The sequence below is a fragment of the Paenibacillus sp. FSL R7-269 genome (assembly GCF_000517865.1).
Taxonomy (GTDB): Bacteria; Bacillota; Bacilli; order Paenibacillales; family Paenibacillaceae; genus Paenibacillus_AQ.
Genome location: NZ_ASPS01000113.1, coordinates 1 through 17,478, shown reverse-complemented (window position 1 = coordinate 17,478; position 17,478 = coordinate 1). Strand labels below are relative to the sequence as shown.

At 55.5% G+C, this 17,478-nt stretch carries 18 protein-coding genes and 1 riboswitch; of the genes, 16 read left to right on the top strand and 2 right to left on the bottom strand.

Features of this window, described 5'->3' with window-relative positions; all coding sequences use genetic code 11:
* Window positions 1-220: 220 nt before the first annotated feature.
* The 4 genes from C162_RS31225 to C162_RS31210 are packed head-to-tail and all read left to right on the top strand — an operon-like array spanning window position 221 to window position 3,568.
* Window positions 221-1,066: a glycosyltransferase family 2 protein gene (locus C162_RS31225; protein ID WP_235218585.1), complete on the top strand. Its 846-nt coding sequence runs from the start codon at window positions 221-223 to the stop codon at window positions 1,064-1,066.
* On the top strand, window positions 1,063-2,055 hold the full coding sequence (locus tag C162_RS31220) for a glycosyltransferase family 2 protein (RefSeq protein WP_051494074.1): 993 nt from the start codon (window positions 1,063-1,065) through the stop codon (window positions 2,053-2,055). The genes C162_RS31225 and C162_RS31220 overlap by 4 nt, the downstream gene beginning before the upstream one ends.
* The gene (locus C162_RS31215) at window positions 2,052-2,789 is read left to right on the top strand and encodes a glycosyltransferase family 2 protein (protein WP_036701539.1); all 738 of its coding nucleotides are present in this window, start codon (window positions 2,052-2,054) and stop codon (window positions 2,787-2,789) included. The genes C162_RS31220 and C162_RS31215 overlap by 4 nt, the downstream gene beginning before the upstream one ends.
* Window positions 2,790-2,836: 47 nt before the next feature.
* Window positions 2,837-3,568 carry a sugar phosphate nucleotidyltransferase gene (locus C162_RS31210; RefSeq protein WP_036701537.1) on the top strand — a complete coding sequence of 244 codons (732 nt, stop codon included), beginning with the start codon at window positions 2,837-2,839 and terminating at the stop codon, window positions 3,566-3,568.
* A gap of 671 nt (window positions 3,569-4,239) precedes the next feature.
* Here C162_RS31210 and C162_RS31205 read toward each other — a convergent pair.
* Entirely contained in the window at window positions 4,240-4,764 is a 525-nt protein-coding gene (locus C162_RS31205; protein WP_036701535.1) for a GNAT family N-acetyltransferase, read from the bottom strand.
* A gap of 273 nt (window positions 4,765-5,037) precedes the next feature.
* Between C162_RS31205 and C162_RS31200 the strand changes: the two genes are divergently transcribed.
* From C162_RS31200 to C162_RS35730, 9 genes are all read left to right on the top strand, one after another.
* Window positions 5,038-5,331, top strand: a complete 294-nt coding sequence (locus C162_RS31200) for a nucleoside-diphosphate sugar epimerase (protein WP_081751236.1) — start codon at window positions 5,038-5,040, stop codon at window positions 5,329-5,331.
* Window positions 5,332-5,364: 33 nt separating this feature from the next.
* Window positions 5,365-5,700 carry a hypothetical protein gene (locus C162_RS31195; protein WP_036701533.1) on the top strand — a complete coding sequence of 112 codons (336 nt, stop codon included), beginning with the start codon at window positions 5,365-5,367 and terminating at the stop codon, window positions 5,698-5,700.
* On the top strand, window positions 5,697-5,984 hold the full coding sequence (locus tag C162_RS31190) for a hypothetical protein (protein ID WP_036701531.1): 288 nt from the start codon (window positions 5,697-5,699) through the stop codon (window positions 5,982-5,984). The genes C162_RS31195 and C162_RS31190 overlap by 4 nt, the downstream gene beginning before the upstream one ends.
* A 19-nt stretch (window positions 5,985-6,003) precedes the next feature.
* On the top strand, window positions 6,004-6,408 hold the full coding sequence (locus C162_RS31185) for a hypothetical protein (RefSeq protein WP_036701529.1): 405 nt from the start codon (window positions 6,004-6,006) through the stop codon (window positions 6,406-6,408).
* Window positions 6,409-6,650: 242 nt separating this feature from the next.
* Window positions 6,651-7,112: a GNAT family N-acetyltransferase gene (locus C162_RS31180; protein ID WP_235218584.1), complete on the top strand. Its 462-nt coding sequence runs from the start codon at window positions 6,651-6,653 to the stop codon at window positions 7,110-7,112.
* Window positions 7,113-7,283: 171 nt separating this feature from the next.
* Window positions 7,284-7,382, top strand: a riboswitch (purine riboswitch).
* A gap of 61 nt (window positions 7,383-7,443) precedes the next feature.
* Complete coding sequence (locus C162_RS31175) at window positions 7,444-8,781, top strand: 5'-deoxyadenosine deaminase (protein WP_036701525.1); 1,338 nt, start codon at window positions 7,444-7,446, stop codon at window positions 8,779-8,781.
* Between the two features lie 313 nt (window positions 8,782-9,094).
* Window positions 9,095-10,996: an LTA synthase family protein gene (locus C162_RS31170; RefSeq protein WP_036701523.1), complete on the top strand. Its 1,902-nt coding sequence runs from the start codon at window positions 9,095-9,097 to the stop codon at window positions 10,994-10,996.
* Window positions 10,997-11,005: 9 nt separating this feature from the next.
* Window positions 11,006-12,418 carry a glycan biosynthesis hexose transferase WsfD gene (gene wsfD, locus C162_RS31165; protein WP_036701521.1) on the top strand — a complete coding sequence of 471 codons (1,413 nt, stop codon included), beginning with the start codon at window positions 11,006-11,008 and terminating at the stop codon, window positions 12,416-12,418.
* A gap of 116 nt (window positions 12,419-12,534) precedes the next feature.
* The gene (locus C162_RS35730; RefSeq protein ID WP_084649101.1) at window positions 12,535-12,708 is read left to right on the top strand and encodes an aspartyl-phosphate phosphatase Spo0E family protein; all 174 of its coding nucleotides are present in this window, start codon (window positions 12,535-12,537) and stop codon (window positions 12,706-12,708) included.
* Window positions 12,709-12,899: 191 nt separating this feature from the next.
* Here the strand turns inward: C162_RS35730 and C162_RS31160 are convergent, their stop codons facing one another.
* Complete coding sequence (locus C162_RS31160; RefSeq protein WP_442792485.1) at window positions 12,900-13,664, bottom strand: AAA family ATPase; 765 nt, start codon at window positions 13,662-13,664, stop codon at window positions 12,900-12,902.
* A gap of 317 nt (window positions 13,665-13,981) precedes the next feature.
* Here C162_RS31160 and C162_RS31155 point away from each other — a divergent pair, with 317 nt between their 5' ends.
* The 3 genes from C162_RS31155 to C162_RS31145 form a co-directional block, all read left to right on the top strand.
* A complete protein-coding gene (locus tag C162_RS31155) occupies window positions 13,982-15,082 on the top strand; it encodes a glycosyltransferase family protein (protein WP_036701519.1) in 1,101 nt (366 codons plus the stop codon).
* A 32-nt stretch (window positions 15,083-15,114) separates the two neighbouring features.
* On the top strand, window positions 15,115-16,248 hold the full coding sequence (locus tag C162_RS31150; RefSeq protein WP_083678123.1) for a CgeB family protein: 1,134 nt from the start codon (window positions 15,115-15,117) through the stop codon (window positions 16,246-16,248).
* Window positions 16,249-16,486: 238 nt separating this feature from the next.
* On the top strand, window positions 16,487-17,478 hold a 992-nt coding region (locus tag C162_RS31145), incomplete at its 3' end, for a glycosyltransferase (protein ID WP_162174502.1).

Genomic DNA, 17,478 nt, shown 5'->3' with positions numbered 1-17,478 from the left:
TCACGACCTGCCTTAATATATTCCGTTTGCTGATGGACGGAGTGTTCCTGCTCCTGTGAATGCTCCCTTACTGGCCTATTACCGGGTGGAGGCGCATAGCGGCATTTGTCCAATTATCTGACTTCAGGGAGACACTTGCCGTTACCGGGGGTGGCGGGATACATAGACTATGGTGTAACCCTCAGCCCGGGAGCAGCCCTGTGAAGGAAGGTGGATGAGCATGAAAAGAAAAGGAGCATCTGCCCGCCGCACGGGGCGGCGGGCAACCCGGACAGCACGGCGGCCAGTGACACGGCCGGTGCGGCCTGCTATACCGCCGCCAGCGGTGAATCATCCGCAGCCTGAGGTGTCGGTTATTATTCCGGCCATGAATGAGGCGGCGACGATTGCCGCGGTAATCGCCAGAGCCAGAGGCGTTCATCCCCGCTGTGAGGTTATTGTGATTGTTAACGGTTCTGCAGATCAGACCGCAGAGATTGCGCGCTCCTGCGGAGCGAACGTAATTGTGTATGAACAGCCGCTCGGGCATGATGTCGGGCGAAGCGTAGGTGCTGCGGCGGCGAAGGGAGCGGTTCTGCTGTTCACGGATGGGGATCTGGTAATCCCCGCCTCACAGCTGCGTCCCTTCGTGACGGCTGTCAGCGGCGGAGCGGATCTGGCACTGAATGATTATTCCGGCCCGGTCCGCAGCAGAGTTCCGCATCCGGTGGTGTTATCCAAGCATGTGCTGAATCTTCTGCTCGGAAGGTCTGAGCTGAAGGGCTGCTCCTTGACTGCCGTCCCTCATGCGATTAGCCGCAGAGCGCTGGAGGTTCTGGGCAGCGGCCTGCTGTCGAGACCGCCGCTCGCACATGCGCAGGCAGTGCTAGAGGGCCTGGTTGTGACGGCGGTGCATAACGTGCCTGTAGGCAGGATGAACGCGGTCCGCCGGAAGCACAGCGGCAGCGATCTTCTGCAGGAGGCTATCCTCAGAGACCACTTGGATGCCGTAGCCCTGGTGCTGGAGCGCAAGGGCGGCCGGGCAGGCTTCGGGGACGGCACCCGGCGAAGGGAGATGGTGAGATGATGGAAGAGCGGAAAGTATCCGTCAGCGGCCGGTCTTCGGCGGGGCGTGCAGCACCCGGAGGCAGCGGCTCTAAAGGCCGCACCGCCGGACGCGGCACCGCAGTGCGCAGAGGCGCGGTCAAGCAGCGGCCTGCGCAGCGCCGCAGCAAGCCTGCGGCGGCGGGCCTGGACCTCTCCCGGTCCAAGCGGAAGCCTGCTTCCGGGCGGCGGGTCCTGTCCCTGCCGGCATCGCAGGGTTCGCTGTCGGTGATTATCTCGGCCAGGAATGAGGAGCAGACGTTGCCGAAGCTGCTGGAGCAGGTGGAACGCCTGAAGCCGCAGGAGATTATTGTGGTGCTGAACGGCTGTAATGACCGTAGTTTTCAGCGGACACGGTTATGCGCTCAGGCGAGTATAGTGTGCATTCCGGAATCTGCCGGACATGATGTAGGGCGTTCCCTTGGCGCCAAGCTCAGCCGGGGAGATATCCTGTTGTTTCTGGATGGCGATATGGTGATCTCCGCCGGGCAGCTATCCTCTTTTGTGGCTGCGGTGGACCGCGGGGTGGATGTGGCGCTCAACGACCTTGATCCGCTTCTGCCCCCCTTCGGGCTAAGTGATGCGGTTACCCGCTGCAAGCTCTACCTGAATCAGGTTCTGGGCCGCCCGGATCTTGGAGCAAGCTCCATGACAGCCGTTCCGCATGCCTTATCCCGCCGGGCGCTGGAGAGAATCGGCTACCGCGAGCTGATGGTGCCGCCTCGGGCGCTGGCGCTCTCCATTATGGGCCGCCTGCGGGTAGAGAAGGCGGGAGGGGTGAATGTGATCAAGCAGAACCGGCTGCGCCAGGGCAACACGGGAGCCGGCAATGCCATAGAGCAGCTGATTGCCGGTGATCACGCCGAAGCTCTGGTCTGCGTAATTGCCCACCGGCAGAGCAGCGGGCAGCTGTCGGACGAGAACCTGCTGGAGCACCGCAGGCAGATTGCTGCCTGGAGGAACGCGCTATGACAATGACGAGCATTATTATTCCTACGTATAACAGGCTCGGGCTGCTGCGCTCCTGCGTCGAATCGATCAGAGCGCATACCCGGTCTGCCTATGAGATTATTGTAGTGGACAATGCCTCGAATGATGGTACCGAAGCCTACTGCCGGGCCAGCAAGCTGACGCTCATTTCCCTCCCGGAGAACCGCGGTTTTCCGCTGGCCTGCAATATCGGGCTGCAGCTGGCTGCGGGGGAGGAACTGCTGCTGTTGAACAATGACGTTATTGTGTCGCAAGGCTGGCTGGATAATCTGAAGAGTGCTTTATACAGTGCCCCTGATATAGGAATTGTCGGACCAGTAACGAATTATGCCAGCGGACGGCAGCAGGTACAGACCTGCTATACGGATATTGCAGGCTTCCATGCCGAGACGCTCCGGACCAATATCCCGGATGCGGCGAAGTGGCTGGAGACCCGAAGGCTTGTAGGTCTGTGTTTTTTATTCAAAAGACAGCTTATGGACGCGATTGGCCTGCTTGATGAACGTTTTTCGCCGGGGCATTATGAGGATGACGATTACTGCTACCGTGCCCGGCTTCAGGGATACCGGCTGCTGATTGCCGGAGATTGCCTGGTTCATCATGAAGGCAGCGCCAGCTTCAAGGAGGTCTATTCTGCCTCATTGCAGGAGCTGGTGGAGCGCAACCGCAGGATTTTTATGGAGAAATGGCAAGTGGACCCGTCGCAGTTTATCTGAGACCGCTGGCCGAAGGCTAAAGACGTAGAGAAAGAGGAGGAACGTAAGTGAAAGGAGTCATACTGGCAGGCGGAACAGGAACAAGGCTATACCCGCTCACCCGGCTAATGAACAAACATTTGCTTCCGGTCGGCAAATACCCTATGGTGTGCTACGGGATTGAGCGGCTGCGCCAAGGGGGGATCACCGATATTCTCCTGGTCATCAGCAAACAGTCCGCAGGACAGTACACTGACTTTTTGGGCAGCGGCGCGGAATTCGGCGTCTCCCTGACTTACAAAATCCAGGAGGCGGCAGGCGGCATCGCGGAAGCGCTGGAGCTGGCGGAAGGATTCATCCTGCCGGGTGAACGGTTTGTCGTGCTGCTGGGGGATAATCTGTTCATGGATAGTCTGGAGCCTTATGTGAAGAGTTATCTGCAGCAGCCAGCGGGGACCGCGAAGGTGCTCCTGAAGCCTGTCGAGGATGCGCGCAGATACGGGGTTCCGGTGTTTGACAGTGCAGATGCCTCCCTGATTGCTTATATTGAAGAGAAGCCGGAGCAGCCGAAGACGAAATTCTGTGTTACAGGCATATATATGTACGATGAAGCAGTATTCGATATCATCCGCCGGATTTCGCCTTCCAGAAGGGGCGAGCTGGAGATTACCGATGTGAACAACCTGTATGCTGCCGAGCGCAAGCTGAGCTATGATGTGCTGCAAGGCTGGTGGAGCGACGCGGGAACCTTCCAGTCTCTGCGCGAAGCCGGAGATAAGCTGAGAGATACGCTGCCCTGAGGGGCGGCGTTTTTTTGTTTTTGGTAGGTGAGGGGATTATGGAGGAAGGTGAAAGGGAGGGGGAGCGGGTGAGGGGAAAGGGAAGAGGGAAGACTAATTCGTTGATCTACATAGGAATATTATGGAAATTGAAGGGAGCTTGAGTGGTCAAAGGTAACTAAAGGGATAAATCCCTTTGAATTCGCTGGAAGTGGGCTGGCGGCTGGAAAGAGAGGGATAAATCCCTCTGAATTCCTCAAAAGTCGGAGTTGGGCAGAAATGAGGTGTACAAATACCCTTGAATCCAACAAAAGTTGGCGCTGGTCGAAAATGAGGTGTAAAAATACCCTTGAATCCGGCGAAAGTCGGAGTTGGGCAGAAATGAGGAGCACAAGTACCCCTGAATCCGGCGAAAGTCGGCGCTGGGCGGAAATGAGGAGCACAAGTACCCCTGAATCCCGCCGCAAGCGGGCGCAGGGGTCGAAAGTCGGCGGGATGGCCCCCCGCGGGCTGTACTGCCGTTCAGCATGCAGCCCTAGGCGTGTAGTCTCCAGCATGCAGGCACCAGCTTATCGCCCGTAGCCCCCAACTTATCGCCTCAGCATGAGCCCCCAGCTTATCGCGCCAGCATGCAAACCCCAGCTTATCGCCTCAACAAGAGCCCTCAGCTTAACGCCTCCACATCATCACCATCAGCTACTGGCTGGCCGGGCGATTCTCCACCAGAACAAATCCTCCGTCTCGCGGTATAGCTCCGCACCCAAATGTTGCAGGACGCGGTGGGAGGCGAAGTTATCCGTCTCGGTATCTGCAATGATCCAGTGTGCGCCGGGATGGCTGAAGATCCAGGCGGTGATCTGCCGCAGCGCCTCAGTGGCATAGCCTTGGCCCCGGTATCTCTCGTCCAGGACATAACCAACGATGACTTCCCCTTGTTCATTCGGGCGGCCTTTGAGGATCAGGAAGCCGATGAGCTGCTGCTGTTCCGGGTGGATGATGGCCCACATGGTCAGCCAGCAGTAGTTCTCTTCATCCTGCAGCACCTTGGCATGCCTGACCCGCATCGCGTAGCGCATCTCTTCATCGTCCAGCAGGGTGGTGGTGCTCGTCACGTTCAAGCCCAGCCTCTGCTCCAGCCCGGCGTAATCCTCTAAGGCTAACGCCAGCTCGGAAGCGCCCAGAGGGTATAGGTCCAGGTGTTCGCCTGTAAGTTTCATAGATTACCTCCAGTTCTAATCCGGCTAAATAGATGCGGACATACATCATTTGAATGTATTTTCAGCCAAGCATAGTCTGCTGTTACGTTTCTTGTCAATATGCTCCCAGCCGGAAGCCTTCTCCCTGTCTTGAAGCGGAAGCGGACATGGGGATTTGAAAGTTGAAATTAATGGTCATCTTGCGACATGTTCCAGACCAACTTGCAGCGCTTCTCCGGCACCGTCAAGGCGGATGCCGCATATGCTGTAGCAGGGCGTTTGAGCAAAGGAGACATGAAGGTGCAGAGTAAAATTACAAAAGTCCTGCAGCACATGGCCCATACGCACGAACAAATGGCACGGATTCTCGACGCCGAACGCCACGTAGCCGTCCGTATGTCGCAAATAGTTCACGATCTGCCGGATGCGGACCCTGATTTCGGCGGATTCAGTGGGCTGGTGGAAAGCTCAGGTCAAGTCAACAAAAACATCATTGCTTACCTCAATGCACTTGCCGATCTTGAAGAGGCGATGGCTGAGGGAGTGGGCAGGGTCATCAAGGAATTAAACGGTCAGGAAGAAGAGTAAGGGTAACGTGTAACCTGAGCAAGGAGGCGGAGGATGAGCAGAGAAAAGGCATATCTGCAAATGCTGGAGTCGACCGCTGCCATCCAGTGGAACATCGCGATGATTCTCGAGGCCAAGGCGGTGGAAGCGGAAAAAGTGAAGCAGTGGACCCATCATCACATCCACGCTAGAGCGTTCGACTCCCACGAAGACCAGCTGAAGGAATCCATCTCTATTCACGAGGTAATCGTGGAAATGGTAGAGGGGCTGACGAAGCTGGAGAACGGGCTGTACAGCAACCTGAAGGCGGTGCTGGGCAGCGGGGAAGACGAGAGCGGCGATTTCGGCGGGGATAGCGAAGGCTTCAGCTTCGGGGACGACAGCAAATGAGCGGCGGGCTGCTCTCCGAACATGCCGTCAAGCTGGAGATGATCCGCTCGATCGCCCGCAGCCAGGCAGCGCTCGCAGCCATCCTTGAGAGTATTGCTGAAGTGACGGGGCAATCGGAGCTGACAGCCCGCAAGCTGAGCGACAATATCAGGATTCTTAGCGGGTACCAGAGTTCAATGTGCCGGATGATATCCGGTATTTCACTGCATGAGCCCAAAGAAGGAGTGCCTGCAGCCCCCTGGCTGAGTAAGGTCTGCTCAGAGGGGACCGCCAGGAGTAGATGAAGTACAGGAGGCGTAGAAGATGAAGAGGAAGAGACTGGGCAAGCTTCGTTCCACGGGCAAGGGGAAGAGACGCAGACCGCTGCTGTCGCGGAAGACGCGGATACGCAAAGGTCCCGGAGGCAAATCACGCAAGGGTCTGCTAGGCAAGCCGGGGAAGAAATCCCTGCTGCTGCGCAGAAAAAGAAGACTACGCAGACGGCTGCTCCGCAGATCCCGCATGGTTAAGCCGCCGGTGCAGGTTATCCCGGCTATCGAGCCCCCTCCCCAGCCGCAGGTGGTTCCGCTCCCCCCGGATCTGGGCGTCCCGCCGGAGCTGCCGCCGGGAGACGCCTATCAGCAGGGCTACACCGAAGCATACAACGTGGGGTTCGACGCCGGTTTCGCCAAGGGCTTCGAGGACGGGCATAAGCTGGAGCTCGGCTGACAGAGCCGCAGGCACAGCAACGTGCAGGCCGATACAGCGGCTACAGGGGTCGGCGCATAATGCGCCGACCCTACAATTCATGGGATACTTTGGGATAAGGCGGACTATCGGAATTTCCGGCCGGATATGGTAGACTTCTTAACAGAATCTTTACCAGGTTCACTATTCAGGCAGGAAAGTGGGGAACGTACATGATGGGGAATGAGATACGAAGAGCGCGGAGTGAGGAGGTCCAGGGGATCATGAATCTGATTGCCAAATGTGTACAAGTTATGCAGGCAGGCGGAAGCGATCAATGGGATGAAGGATACCCTAACCGAGAAGTCATTAGTGAAGATATCGGCAAGGGAACCTTATTTGTCTGCCTGGAGCAAGAGGCGATCGCCGGAATCCTTGTGCTGGATGAGAACCAGGCGGAGCAATATGCAGGCATTGAATGGGAACAGCAGCAAGGGCCGCATCTGATCATGCACCGGCTTGCGGTACATCCCGAGATTCAGGGCAAAGGGATTGCCCGGCGGCTGATCGCCTTTGCTGAGGAATTCGCCCGCAGCAGCGGGTACAGAAGTATCCGGCTCGATACATACGCGAAGAACGACAGGGCGCTTAAGCTGTATCCTTCACTCGGGTATTCACAGAGAGGCGAGATTCATTTTCCCGGCCGTACCGCTGCTTTTCCGGTGTTTGAGAAGGCACTGACATAGAATATGGAGAACTAATTCCCAATGAAGTGAGATAACATTACATTTATTCTTGATTACCTAGTGTTAAAATGTTAAATCGTGCCCTGACCTCACTTAATCGAATATTCGTGTGAATTTTCATTACTCTTATTGACATGAAAGTTGTCTTTGGACTATGATTGGATTATTCATTAGTAATTGAATAGTCCTTTTCGTATATCCTTAATAATTGGTTTAAGGGTCTCTACCGGGAACCGTAAATTTCTGGCTACGAAAATATGCTGAGGCATATTTTTGTGGCCTTTTTGTGTTACAGATCAGCCGGACATCACAAGACTAGGGGGAGAAGACAATGGCGAATATCCTGATCAAGCATGCGGAGATTATTACGATGAACAAGCAGGAGGACATTATATACGGTGATATCCGCATCAAAGGTGATCTGATTGTGGAGATTGGCACCGGCCTTGAAGTGAGAGGTGATGAGCTTGTCATCGACGCCAAGAACCGGACGGTTATCCCCGGTTTCATCCAGACGCATATTCATCTCTGCCAGACACTGTTTCGCGGCAAAGGGGATGATCTGGAGCTGATGGACTGGCTGCGCAAGCGGATCTGGCCGCTGGAGGCGGCGCATGATGAGGAGTCGCTGTACTATTCTGCCATGCTTGGCATTGGGGAATTAATCACCAGCGGCACAACGACCATCGTGGATATGGAGACGGTACATCATACGGATTATGCCTTCCAGGCGATTGCGAAGAGCGGTATCCGCGCCCTGTCAGGGAAGGTCATGATGGACCGGAAGAACCCCGATGCACCGGCGGCCCTGCAGGAGGAGACGGCGGCTTCGCTGCAGGAGAGTGTGGATCTGCTGGAGAAATGGAACGGATATGCGAACGGCCGGATTCAGTATGCTTTTTCCCCGCGGTTTGTCATTTCTTGTACGGAGCCGCTGCTGCGGGAGGTGGAGAGCCTCTCGGTCCGTTACGGGGTGAAGGTGCATACCCATGCTTCCGAGAATCTGGGCGAGATCGAGCTTGTGCAGGCGATGACCGGTATGCGCAATATCGTCTATCTGGATCACCTGGGGCTGGCTAACGAACGTCTGATTCTGGCGCACTGTGTCTGGCTGGATGAGCAGGAGAAGCGGATTCTGCGGGACCGCGGGGTTCATGTCAGCCACTGCCCGGGCTCGAACCTCAAGCTGGCCTCCGGCATTGCCGATACACCGGGCATGCTTCATGACCATATTCACCTCAGCTTGGGTGCAGACGGCGCGCCCTGCAACAATAACCTGGATATGTTCAACGAGATGCGTCTGGCGGCAGTCATCCAGAAGCCCGCGCATGGCCCGACTACGATGGATGCCCGGAGCGTCTTTCGGATGGCAACGATCGGGGGCGCGAAGGCGGTAGGGATGGAGGATCAGATCGGCAGCATCGAGGTCGGCAAGAAGGCGGATTTGGCCATTCTTAATCTCTATAATTTTCACACCTTCCCCTCTTATGATGTGGACCCGATCTCGCGGATCGTCTACTCGGCCACCCGTGCTGATGTGGAGACAACGATGGTTGACGGTGAGATTCTCATGCACTCAGGGCTGCTGAAGACCATCGACAAAGAGGTCGTGCTTCATGAAGCGAACTGTTCCATTAAAAGACTGCTGGGCAGCGCGCGGCTATCCTGAGCGGAAGGGGCTTCACCGCCAGCTGTTCCGGACAAACTGACTATAGTGGCTGGAGGCATGATTGCGGCCTCGACCAGAAGCGTCTTAGATTTAAATTGTAGCCTTGCAGGGGACTTCGCTCCTCTGCTTTTTTTTGTCCGTGAAAGGATAATGACTTTAAATGAACCTTTTCTCCCGCTCAGTTGTTTAATAGGGTGGCCCTTTTTTGATTCCCTTTACGAGTATTGCTATACTAGAGCAACGTGAGCTTTTTACAGAAACAAGGAATTAATTTCACACCACTATTAATGAAGAGAGTAAGAGGGGAATCGCAATGAGAGAGGGCAAACCTGCGTCTGCACAGGCGCATTTCTATATCGTGGCGGGACTGCTGTGGCTGAAGCTGCTGCTGCTGAGAGGGCTGTTCTTTGACCGGATTGCCTGGGAGTGGATCGCTGCGGATCTGGCGCCGGTGCTCCTGCTGCTGGGTGTGCTGGCTGTTATTACGCCTGGACGGATGAGAAAAGGGGTCTTCTGGACCTTCAATGGCTTATTATCGCTGCTGCTCTTCGCGGCCAGTGTGTACTTCAATCACTTCGGCTCGGTGCCTACCTATCTGGCGCTCTATGAGCTGAACCAGGTGTTTCAGGTAAAAGAGAGTGTAGAATCTACGATTGAGTGGGTCGATTATCTGTTTTTTGCCGACCTGCTGATAGTGATGGTCTATTCGCTCTTCCGCAGATGGAAGAGAGGGCCTGAACAACGGTGGCAGAGGGACAGTCGGCCTGTACGCAGATCCCGGAGCATCTATCTGGTGGTGCTGCTGGTGGCAATCCTTGGAGGCGGCTCGCTGTCAGCGTATTCGATTCATTCGGCCCGGGGAATTACCAATGAGCTGGTCCAGGCGGAGACGGCCGGATTTCTGAGTTATGAGGTGGTGGCAGCGATCAAGGCCCAGGAGGATAACGGCCTCATCGGGACCGGTGATATTCAGGAGACGATAGCCAAGGTGCAGGCACTGGAGGCTACCTATCCTTACAAGGCTATGACAGGCGGACTGCCGGAGCATTACGGATCGCAAAAGGGGAAGAATGTCATCATCATTCAACTGGAGGCGTTTCAGAATTTCCCGCTGCATCAGTCACTGGAGGGTCAGGAGCTGACGCCGGTGCTGAATGGCCTGGCCGGAGAGGGTTTCTATTTCCCGCATGTGTATCAGCAGGTAGGTCCGGGCAATACCTCGGATGCGGAATTCATGAGCAACACCTCAATCTATCCAATCGCTTCGCTTGCCATGTCCACAGGCTTCGGAGACCGGGAGCTGCCGGGACTGCCGCGGCTTTTGCGGGATAAGGGGTATGAGGCGTACACGTTCCATGTGAACAAGGTGGGCTTCTGGAACCGGAACGAGCTGTATCCGGCCCTTGGCTTCAACGGCTACTATGATAAAGGCTCCTTCAAAAATGACCATTTCAATTCGTTCGGGGCTTCCGATGAGCAGCTCTATGCAACTGCCGTAGAGAAACTGGCGGTGCTGCATCAGAAGGGTACGCCTTTCTATGCCCAACTGGTGACGGCCTCCAGCCATCATCCGTTCAAGGTGCCGGACAGCTTCCGCCGCATTCAGGTACCGGACAAGCTCCAGGGCACGATGCTGGGCGATTATCTGAGCGCGGTGAACTATACGGATTATGCAATAGGCACGCTAATCGACGGATTGAAGCAGCAGGGCATGTGGGAGGATACTGTGCTGGTGCTGTACGGTGACCATTTCGGCCTGCAGCCTAAGGACGTCCCGGCGGAGCAGGTGGAGGAGACGCTTGGCATCAAGTATGACGACCGGATCAGCCGGTTTAACATTCCGCTGGTGATCCACGTGCCTGGCATGAAGCAGGGGCAGGTTGTGGAGCGGACCGGCGGACAGCTGGATGTGCTGCCAACGGTAGCCAATCTGCTCGGGGTATCGCTGAAGGACGAGGGGTTTACGGCGTTCGGGCATGATCTGCTGAATGTGGACCGCAACGTGGTGGGCATGCGCTATTATTTGCCGACAGGCTCGTTTTTCAATGATGAAGTGTTGTTTGTGCCCGGTACAAGCTTCGCGGATGGTGAGGCGGTCTCGCTGGATACGCATGAGCCAGTTAAGGATTTCAGTGCCTATCAGAGCGATTACGACTACATTCTGAAGCTGATGGGCTTATCTGATGAATATGTGAAGCTGCTTCCGCAGCGTTAGGAGAATGTTATGAAAAGACTATGGAAACCCGAGGTTCTCATCTCGCTGGCTGGCGCTGTGCTGATCCTCTATCTGCTGTTCGTGCGGCCCTTCACAGGCGTTGCCGATAACGGCGATTTCCTGCGGATGATGAATACGGTCGGACTGAATTATTTTGATGCCGGGGAGGGTTATGCCGACCGCTTCTTCAGCTTCAGTCATTCTAAATTTGCTTATGATGATCTGTTTACGGGCTTCTACCCGTCCTCGCAAATTCTGCTGGTGCTGGTGCCAAGGCTGCTTGCGGGCTTATTTCACGGCAGTTACTTCGATATCCGTCTTCTGGCAATTGTATATGCAGTGCTGCTGCTGGCTGCCACGTGGATGATCGTCAAGCTGGGCGCGAAGAGCTCCTATGCCACAGGCCTGCTTCTGGGGGCGGGAATGCTGTTGGTGTTCTACGATATCGGCTATCTGGCTTATTTCAATTCCCTGTTCGGCGAACCCGTGTCGATGGTCTTCATGCTGCTTACGTTCGCGCTCGGTCTAAGGCTTACCGGGCAGGAGCAGCCGTCATCCAAGGCTCTTACGCTGTTCTTCGTTGCCGTGCTGTTCCTGATCTGCTCCAAAATCCAGAATGCCCCCGTCGGCCTCGCCTTCGCGCTGATCTTCCTGCGCCTGCGGACGCTGCATGGAACAGGCAACTGGCGCAAGCTGGCACTTGGGCTTGGGGTGGCTACAGCGCTGGTATCAGTGATTATGTACGTGACAGCGCCGAAGGAGCTTAAGCATATCAACCTGTATCAGACGGTGTTCTTCGGCATTCTGAATGAATCGCCGGATGTGCGCGGGGATCTGCGCGATCTGGGGCTGCCGGAGCGCCTCGAGGTACTAGCCGGGACGAATTATTTCCAGGGGGATACGGCGATCAAGCAGGATGATCCATCGCTGGGCCCGGATTTCTATGACCGTGTATCGCATAAGGATGTGCTGTTCTTTTATATGAAGCATCCCGGCCGGTTAATAGAGAATATGAAGTATGCGGCTGCTAACAGCATGTCCATCCGTCCCTACTATCTCGGAAGCTATGAGAAAAGTGAGGGCAAGCCTGCAGGCGCGGTAGCAGGAATGTACAGCGGGTGGAGCGAGCTCAAGAACAAGCATCTGCCCCATTCTCTCGGGTTCCTGGTTATTTTCTATCTAGTGTATTACGCTGGATTGCTCTATCAATACTTCCGTACGCGGGAGGCGGCAGGGCGGATTGCCGGAGAATTGATGATGCTGCTGGGAATGATCGGGCTGTTCTCGTTCCTGGTTCCCATCCTCGGTGACGGCCGTGCGGATATCGGCAAGCATCTGTTCCTGTTCAATGTCTGCTTCGATATGATGGCGGTGGCGATGCTGGGCTGGGCGCTGCATAAGCTGTCGAGGCTGCTGAAATAACCTGTCATGTCAAACCCTTAATTGACCCCTAGCGGATTATAGAATACAATGTGTTTGGAACTTTAGTAAAAGAGTGGAAATGGCTTGATACAGCCTCATCCTACAAGGGGGCCGCTATGGGGAATGACGAATACAAAGATAAGATCGAACAGGCAAGACAGGAACTGAACAAACTGGCCTTGGAGTACGGGGTGCAGGATGTCCGGGTACTCCGCCAATCGGTGAAGCTGGATGCGCTCCTGAATGAATACAGTGATTGTAATACGGAGAAGGATGACCAGCTTTATTAGAGAAATACAGAGCAGCTATGCCAATTCAAGAGACATCTCGGGCGTTCAACGCCTTGAGGTGTCTTTTTTAAAATATAGAATTTATATGTTTCACACGATAAATTGTCCTTCTATTTCTCGCTGAAACGGTACCGTCCTTTGAAAGGACGGCAATGCCGTTTCCACTTGAATTTATATGTTCTGGGGTTCGTTTAGTCATCGCCCAGCAGCTCGCGGAGCATCTTCTCCCGGTTCGTCATGAAGGCGCGGGTGACCGTATAATGATCCGTGTCTTCCAGCGCAACAGGCGTGATGCTCTCTCCCTGCAGCAGAAGAATCTCTGCACCCGGATAGGACATCAGAATCGGGGAGTGGGTGGCGATGATGAACTGGGAATTCTGCTCCGCCAGCTCATGCATCCGCGCCAGCAGCGACATTTGCCGTACGGGAGACAAGGCAGCCTCAGGCTCGTCCAGAATATAGATGCCCTGTCCGCTGAAGCGGTGAACGAATGTGGAGAAGAAGGATTCTCCATGCGACTGCTCATGCAGAGAACTCCCTCCATAGGAGGATTTAATGGGTCTTCCTGCCTCGGGGTCCTCATCCAGCTCATCGATGTAAGTAGCCACATTGTAGTAACTCTCCGCACGCAGAAAAAATCCGTCCCTCGGCCGTTTCACCCCTTTGGCAATCCGCAAATATTCATAGAGACTGGAATGCGAGGCACGGGTATTAAACGAGAAATTCAGCGTCCCTCCTTCCGGATTGAACCCCCAGGCAGCAGCAATGCCCTCCAGCAAGGTAGACTTCCCGCTACCGTTCTCCCCCACAAGAAAAGTAACCTGCTTCTGAAAAGCAAGCCGTTCCAAGGTGCGTACCACCGGCAGATTAAACGGATAGCTCCCGAAGGAAGGGACCGCATCGCGCAGCAGCTCGACATGGCGCAGATACAGCATAGGGCCATAGATTGAACTCATATCTTCGTGCCTCCTCAGTAGGTTTTCCTCTAATTGTAGATGATTCATGGGGTCCCCGCAAAGTACTTGAATAGGCTTCGATGTGCGACCTCACTTTGTGGGGCTGTTATGGACCCCCGCAAAGTACCTGAGTAAGCTTCAGAGTGCAGACCCGGCCTCTGCATGGACGAGAGTGGATGAAATCTGCAAGGGTTCGGGCCAAGCGGGCGAAAGGCCGGGGGGCATATGCCAATTTCGCCGCAATACAGACAGATGTCCATGAGGCGGATGCTGACTCCGCATATAGTACTACTGTCTTGAGAATCTAACGGGGCAGGGTGAAAGCCGTGAAAACAAAAAAGAGAGGCGGGCTTCCACGGGATTACCGGGATGGTTATCTGGAAGGGTACCATCTCGGCCTGTGCGAAGCCGTGAAGCGCCTGAACACCCCTGAAGTGGGGGAATGCCAGCCGTTCAGGCTGATGTATGTTCCTCAGGGGTTTCAGGCCATCGATACGGGAGTCGCAGAAGCGCTGCGGCTGCTGGTAAGCGAACTGATAATCTGTTCACCGGAAACCATGCTGGAGGTGGCAGCGCGCGAATTGCCGGGGGCGGTGCTGGTGATGAACGGGCTGCATGTATTTCCGGAGAATCATCTGGAACAAATTATGGCAATAAGACAGCTGGGGATCCCGGCGGCAATTTGGTTTGTGGATGATCCTTATTTCACCGAGGACACATCCGTTATCTGCCGGCATTATGATTATGTGTTCACGCATGAGCTGGGCTGTGTGGAATTCTACCGTTCGCTGGGGACGGCGTCTGTGCACTACCTTCCGCTGTGCGTCAACCCCCAGATGTTCTACCCGCGCCAAACCGGACCACAATATCACTATGATGTCGTGTTCATTGGTAATGCCTTCCGCAACCGCACGGAGCTGTTCGATGAACTGGTCCCCTTCCTGCGGGGGAAAAAGGTGCTGATCGCCGGCGGATTCTGGGAGCGGCTGACTCACTTCGAGGAGCTGTCTCCTTACATCAGAGAGGGCTTCATCCCGCCGGAGGAGACGGCCAATTACTACAGCGGCGCTAAGCTGGTTATCAATATCCACCGGCCCTGGGAAGGAGGGATGGACAACCGGAATACGTTCCAGCTTCCGTCCCTCTCCATTAATCCCCGGACCTATGAGATCAGTGCCTGCGGGACGATGCAGCTGACTGATATCCGTCAGGATCTGGATATTCACTACAAGCCGGGCCGGGATCTGGAGACCTTCGCTTCTGCCGATGAGCTGAAGCGCAAAATTGATTATTACCTGAAGCATGAGAAGGAACGCCGCCAGTATGCGCTGCGGGGACTGCAGACCACGCTGCGCCGGCATACCTTTACTTCGCGTCTGCCTCATTTACTGGGTGTTCTTACTTCAGCAAGAGGGTGAAATTCATTATGGATCAAAAGGAGCGAATACTCATGAACAACGAATTTATTATGCCTGCCCCGCCGTTGCCGAGAACCCCTGCGGAGGAAGAGAAGTTGCGGGGACGTCTGACTGGCTTCAAGGGCGGTTATGACGAAGGCTATCTGCGGGGACGGCTGGCCGTGCTGGACGGACGCCCGGAGGAGCCGCAGCCGGTAAGGAATATCCATGTGATGTACGTGGCTTCGGGCAAGGGCTATCCCTATTCTCCGCTGGATGATGCGGTACTCTTCGCACTCCAGCGGTTAACAGCTCAGGTCACGATTACCGATGTGCGCCAGAATCTGGTGGAGCTGGCTTCTGCCCAGCGTCCCGACCTGGTGCTGGTGCTGGATGGTCTGGATTTGCCGCTGGAGCAGGTAGCCATTCTGCGCGGCCGGGGCATCAAGACCGCGATCTGGCTAACCGATGATCCGTATTACACCGATTTCACTATGAAGATTGTGGCTCATTATGACTATGTATTCACACTGGAGCGTAATTGCGTAGAGATCTACCGCGGCCTTGGCTGCGCGGAGGTCCACTATCTGCCCTTTGCCGCGCACCGCGAACATTACCGTCCGACTATCGGACGTTCACTGGTCAGCCGTGAGGTCAGCTTCATCGGATCCGCCTACTGGAACCGGATCAATTTCTTCCGCGATATTATGCCGGAGCTGATGAGCTATAACACGGTCATTAATGGAATCTGGTGGGACCGGTTGCCCGAAGCGCCGCTCTATGGCGAACGGATTGAGATCGGCAAGTGGATGTCTCCTCAGGAGACGGCCGTAGCCTATAGCGGTTCGAAGATTGTGATCAACCTTCACCGCTCGCATATCGATGATGTTGTCAACAATAACACGCTGTATATTCCGGCCGTATCGCCGAATCCGCGTACGTTCGAGATTGCTGCCAGCGGCACGCTGCAGCTCAGCGATGCCCGTGACGATCTCGGTTCCTTCTACAAGGTGGGCGAAGAGATCGACACCTTCTCCAGCCCCCGCGAGCTGATGGACAAAATCCAGTACTATCTGACACACGAGGAAGAGCGCCGGGAAATGTCCCTCCGTGCCTTCGAACGGACACTGAGGGATCATACGTACACCAGACGTCTGAGTCAGTTGCTCACTATTATTTACGGGTAAGCCAGCAGGGCAATCGTAGAACAGGCTGTCAGCAAAATGTGCGTATCACAGGGGACAGGTGTCGTGCCGGCATCTGTGCCCCCTCAATATACTGGAGTACCGGGCAGAGATGTTGGCCTGCCAGCTGATATACCCGTCCTAAGTTGGTGAACCGCAGAGTGTTAATGGAGTATGCGCATTAAAAATTAGGAGGTGAATGGCTGCTCCACAGCCCTTCGCAGAGGAGCACCGAGACAACATGGCCGACAAAGCGACGATCGTCCTCTTTTCCCATGTCTCCAACACACGCAGTATTACGGGTGCGGAGAAGCTGCTGTTATTCTTCAGCCGGGAGCTGTCTCCTTACTTCAATTGTATCCTCGTAGCTCCGCAGGACGGGAAGCTGACACAGCTGGCCCGGAGCTACGGCCTTCATGTCCGGCTGATGTCTATTCCGCTGGTCTATGGAGTGTACACCCCCTATGCCGGTCTTCCGGCAGATATCCGCAAGTTGCAAGAGGGCCGGGAATATCATGAGCTGACGCATTGGCTTGCGGAGCTCCGCCCGTCCTTCGTGATCACCAGCACTTGTGTGCATGCCCTGCCGCCAATCGCGGCGAAGTCACTGGGCATACCGGTGATCTGGAAGATCTCAGAGACCATCACAGACAACGAGTACACCCCGGTCAGCGTAGAGCTGATCCACAACCACAGCGATGAGATTCTGGCGATTTCACAGACAGCGGCAGCGTGCTTCCCTGAGGAGATCCGCGATAGCAAGGTGACCCAGCTGCCTCCGTCATGGAGTGACGCGGATTTGTTGTTCGAGGCCTGGAGCAAGCTGCGCGGCGAACGGCGGAGTGAGCTGAAGATTGCCCCGGGAGACCCGCTGATCGGCTATGTCTCTTCCTTCATTAATAAAGAGAAGGGGCTGGAGCATTTCGTCAAGATGGCGGTTCTGGTGCATCAGCAGCATCCGGATGCCCGCTACCTCGTAGTGGGGACTCCGGGGGATAAAAGCTACTATGAGCGCTGTGTCCGCAAGGTGAAGCTGGAGGGACTGACCTCACGCTTCCGGTTCGTCGGATATGAAGAATGTCTGCCGGCCGCTTACTGCGCGATGGACCTGCTCGTTGTCCCCAGCCTGATCCGGGAAGGCTTCGGCATGACGGCCCTGGAGGGCTATGCCTTCAGCAAGCCGGTCGTCGCTTATGATTCCGGCGGCCTGCGGGAGATCCTGAACGCCGCAGG

Excerpts from the sequence above, each read along its gene's own strand:
- C162_RS31160 (WP_442792485.1), bottom strand. The coding sequence starts at position 13,664 with ATGAGTTCAATCTATGGCCCTATGCTGTATCTGCGCCATGTCGAGCTG.
- C162_RS31225 (WP_235218585.1), top strand. The coding sequence starts at position 221 with ATGAAAAGAAAAGGAGCATCTGCCCGCCGCACGGGGCGGCGGGCAACC.
- C162_RS31200 (WP_081751236.1), top strand. The coding sequence starts at position 5,038 with ATGAAGGTGCAGAGTAAAATTACAAAAGTCCTGCAGCACATGGCCCAT.
- C162_RS31180 (WP_235218584.1), top strand. The coding sequence starts at position 6,651 with ATGAATCTGATTGCCAAATGTGTACAAGTTATGCAGGCAGGCGGAAGC.
- C162_RS31170 (WP_036701523.1), top strand. The coding sequence starts at position 9,095 with ATGAGAGAGGGCAAACCTGCGTCTGCACAGGCGCATTTCTATATCGTG.
- C162_RS35730 (WP_084649101.1), top strand. The coding sequence starts at position 12,535 with ATGGGGAATGACGAATACAAAGATAAGATCGAACAGGCAAGACAGGAA.
- C162_RS31185 (WP_036701529.1), top strand. The coding sequence starts at position 6,004 with ATGAAGAGGAAGAGACTGGGCAAGCTTCGTTCCACGGGCAAGGGGAAG.
- wsfD (WP_036701521.1), top strand. The coding sequence starts at position 11,006 with ATGAAAAGACTATGGAAACCCGAGGTTCTCATCTCGCTGGCTGGCGCT.
- C162_RS31190 (WP_036701531.1), top strand. The coding sequence starts at position 5,697 with ATGAGCGGCGGGCTGCTCTCCGAACATGCCGTCAAGCTGGAGATGATC.
- C162_RS31195 (WP_036701533.1), top strand. The coding sequence starts at position 5,365 with ATGAGCAGAGAAAAGGCATATCTGCAAATGCTGGAGTCGACCGCTGCC.
- C162_RS31175 (WP_036701525.1), top strand. The coding sequence starts at position 7,444 with ATGGCGAATATCCTGATCAAGCATGCGGAGATTATTACGATGAACAAG.
- C162_RS31205 (WP_036701535.1), bottom strand. The coding sequence starts at position 4,764 with ATGAAACTTACAGGCGAACACCTGGACCTATACCCTCTGGGCGCTTCC.
- C162_RS31150 (WP_083678123.1), top strand. The coding sequence starts at position 15,115 with ATGAACAACGAATTTATTATGCCTGCCCCGCCGTTGCCGAGAACCCCT.
- C162_RS31220 (WP_051494074.1), top strand. The coding sequence starts at position 1,063 with ATGATGGAAGAGCGGAAAGTATCCGTCAGCGGCCGGTCTTCGGCGGGG.
- C162_RS31215 (WP_036701539.1), top strand. The coding sequence starts at position 2,052 with ATGACAATGACGAGCATTATTATTCCTACGTATAACAGGCTCGGGCTG.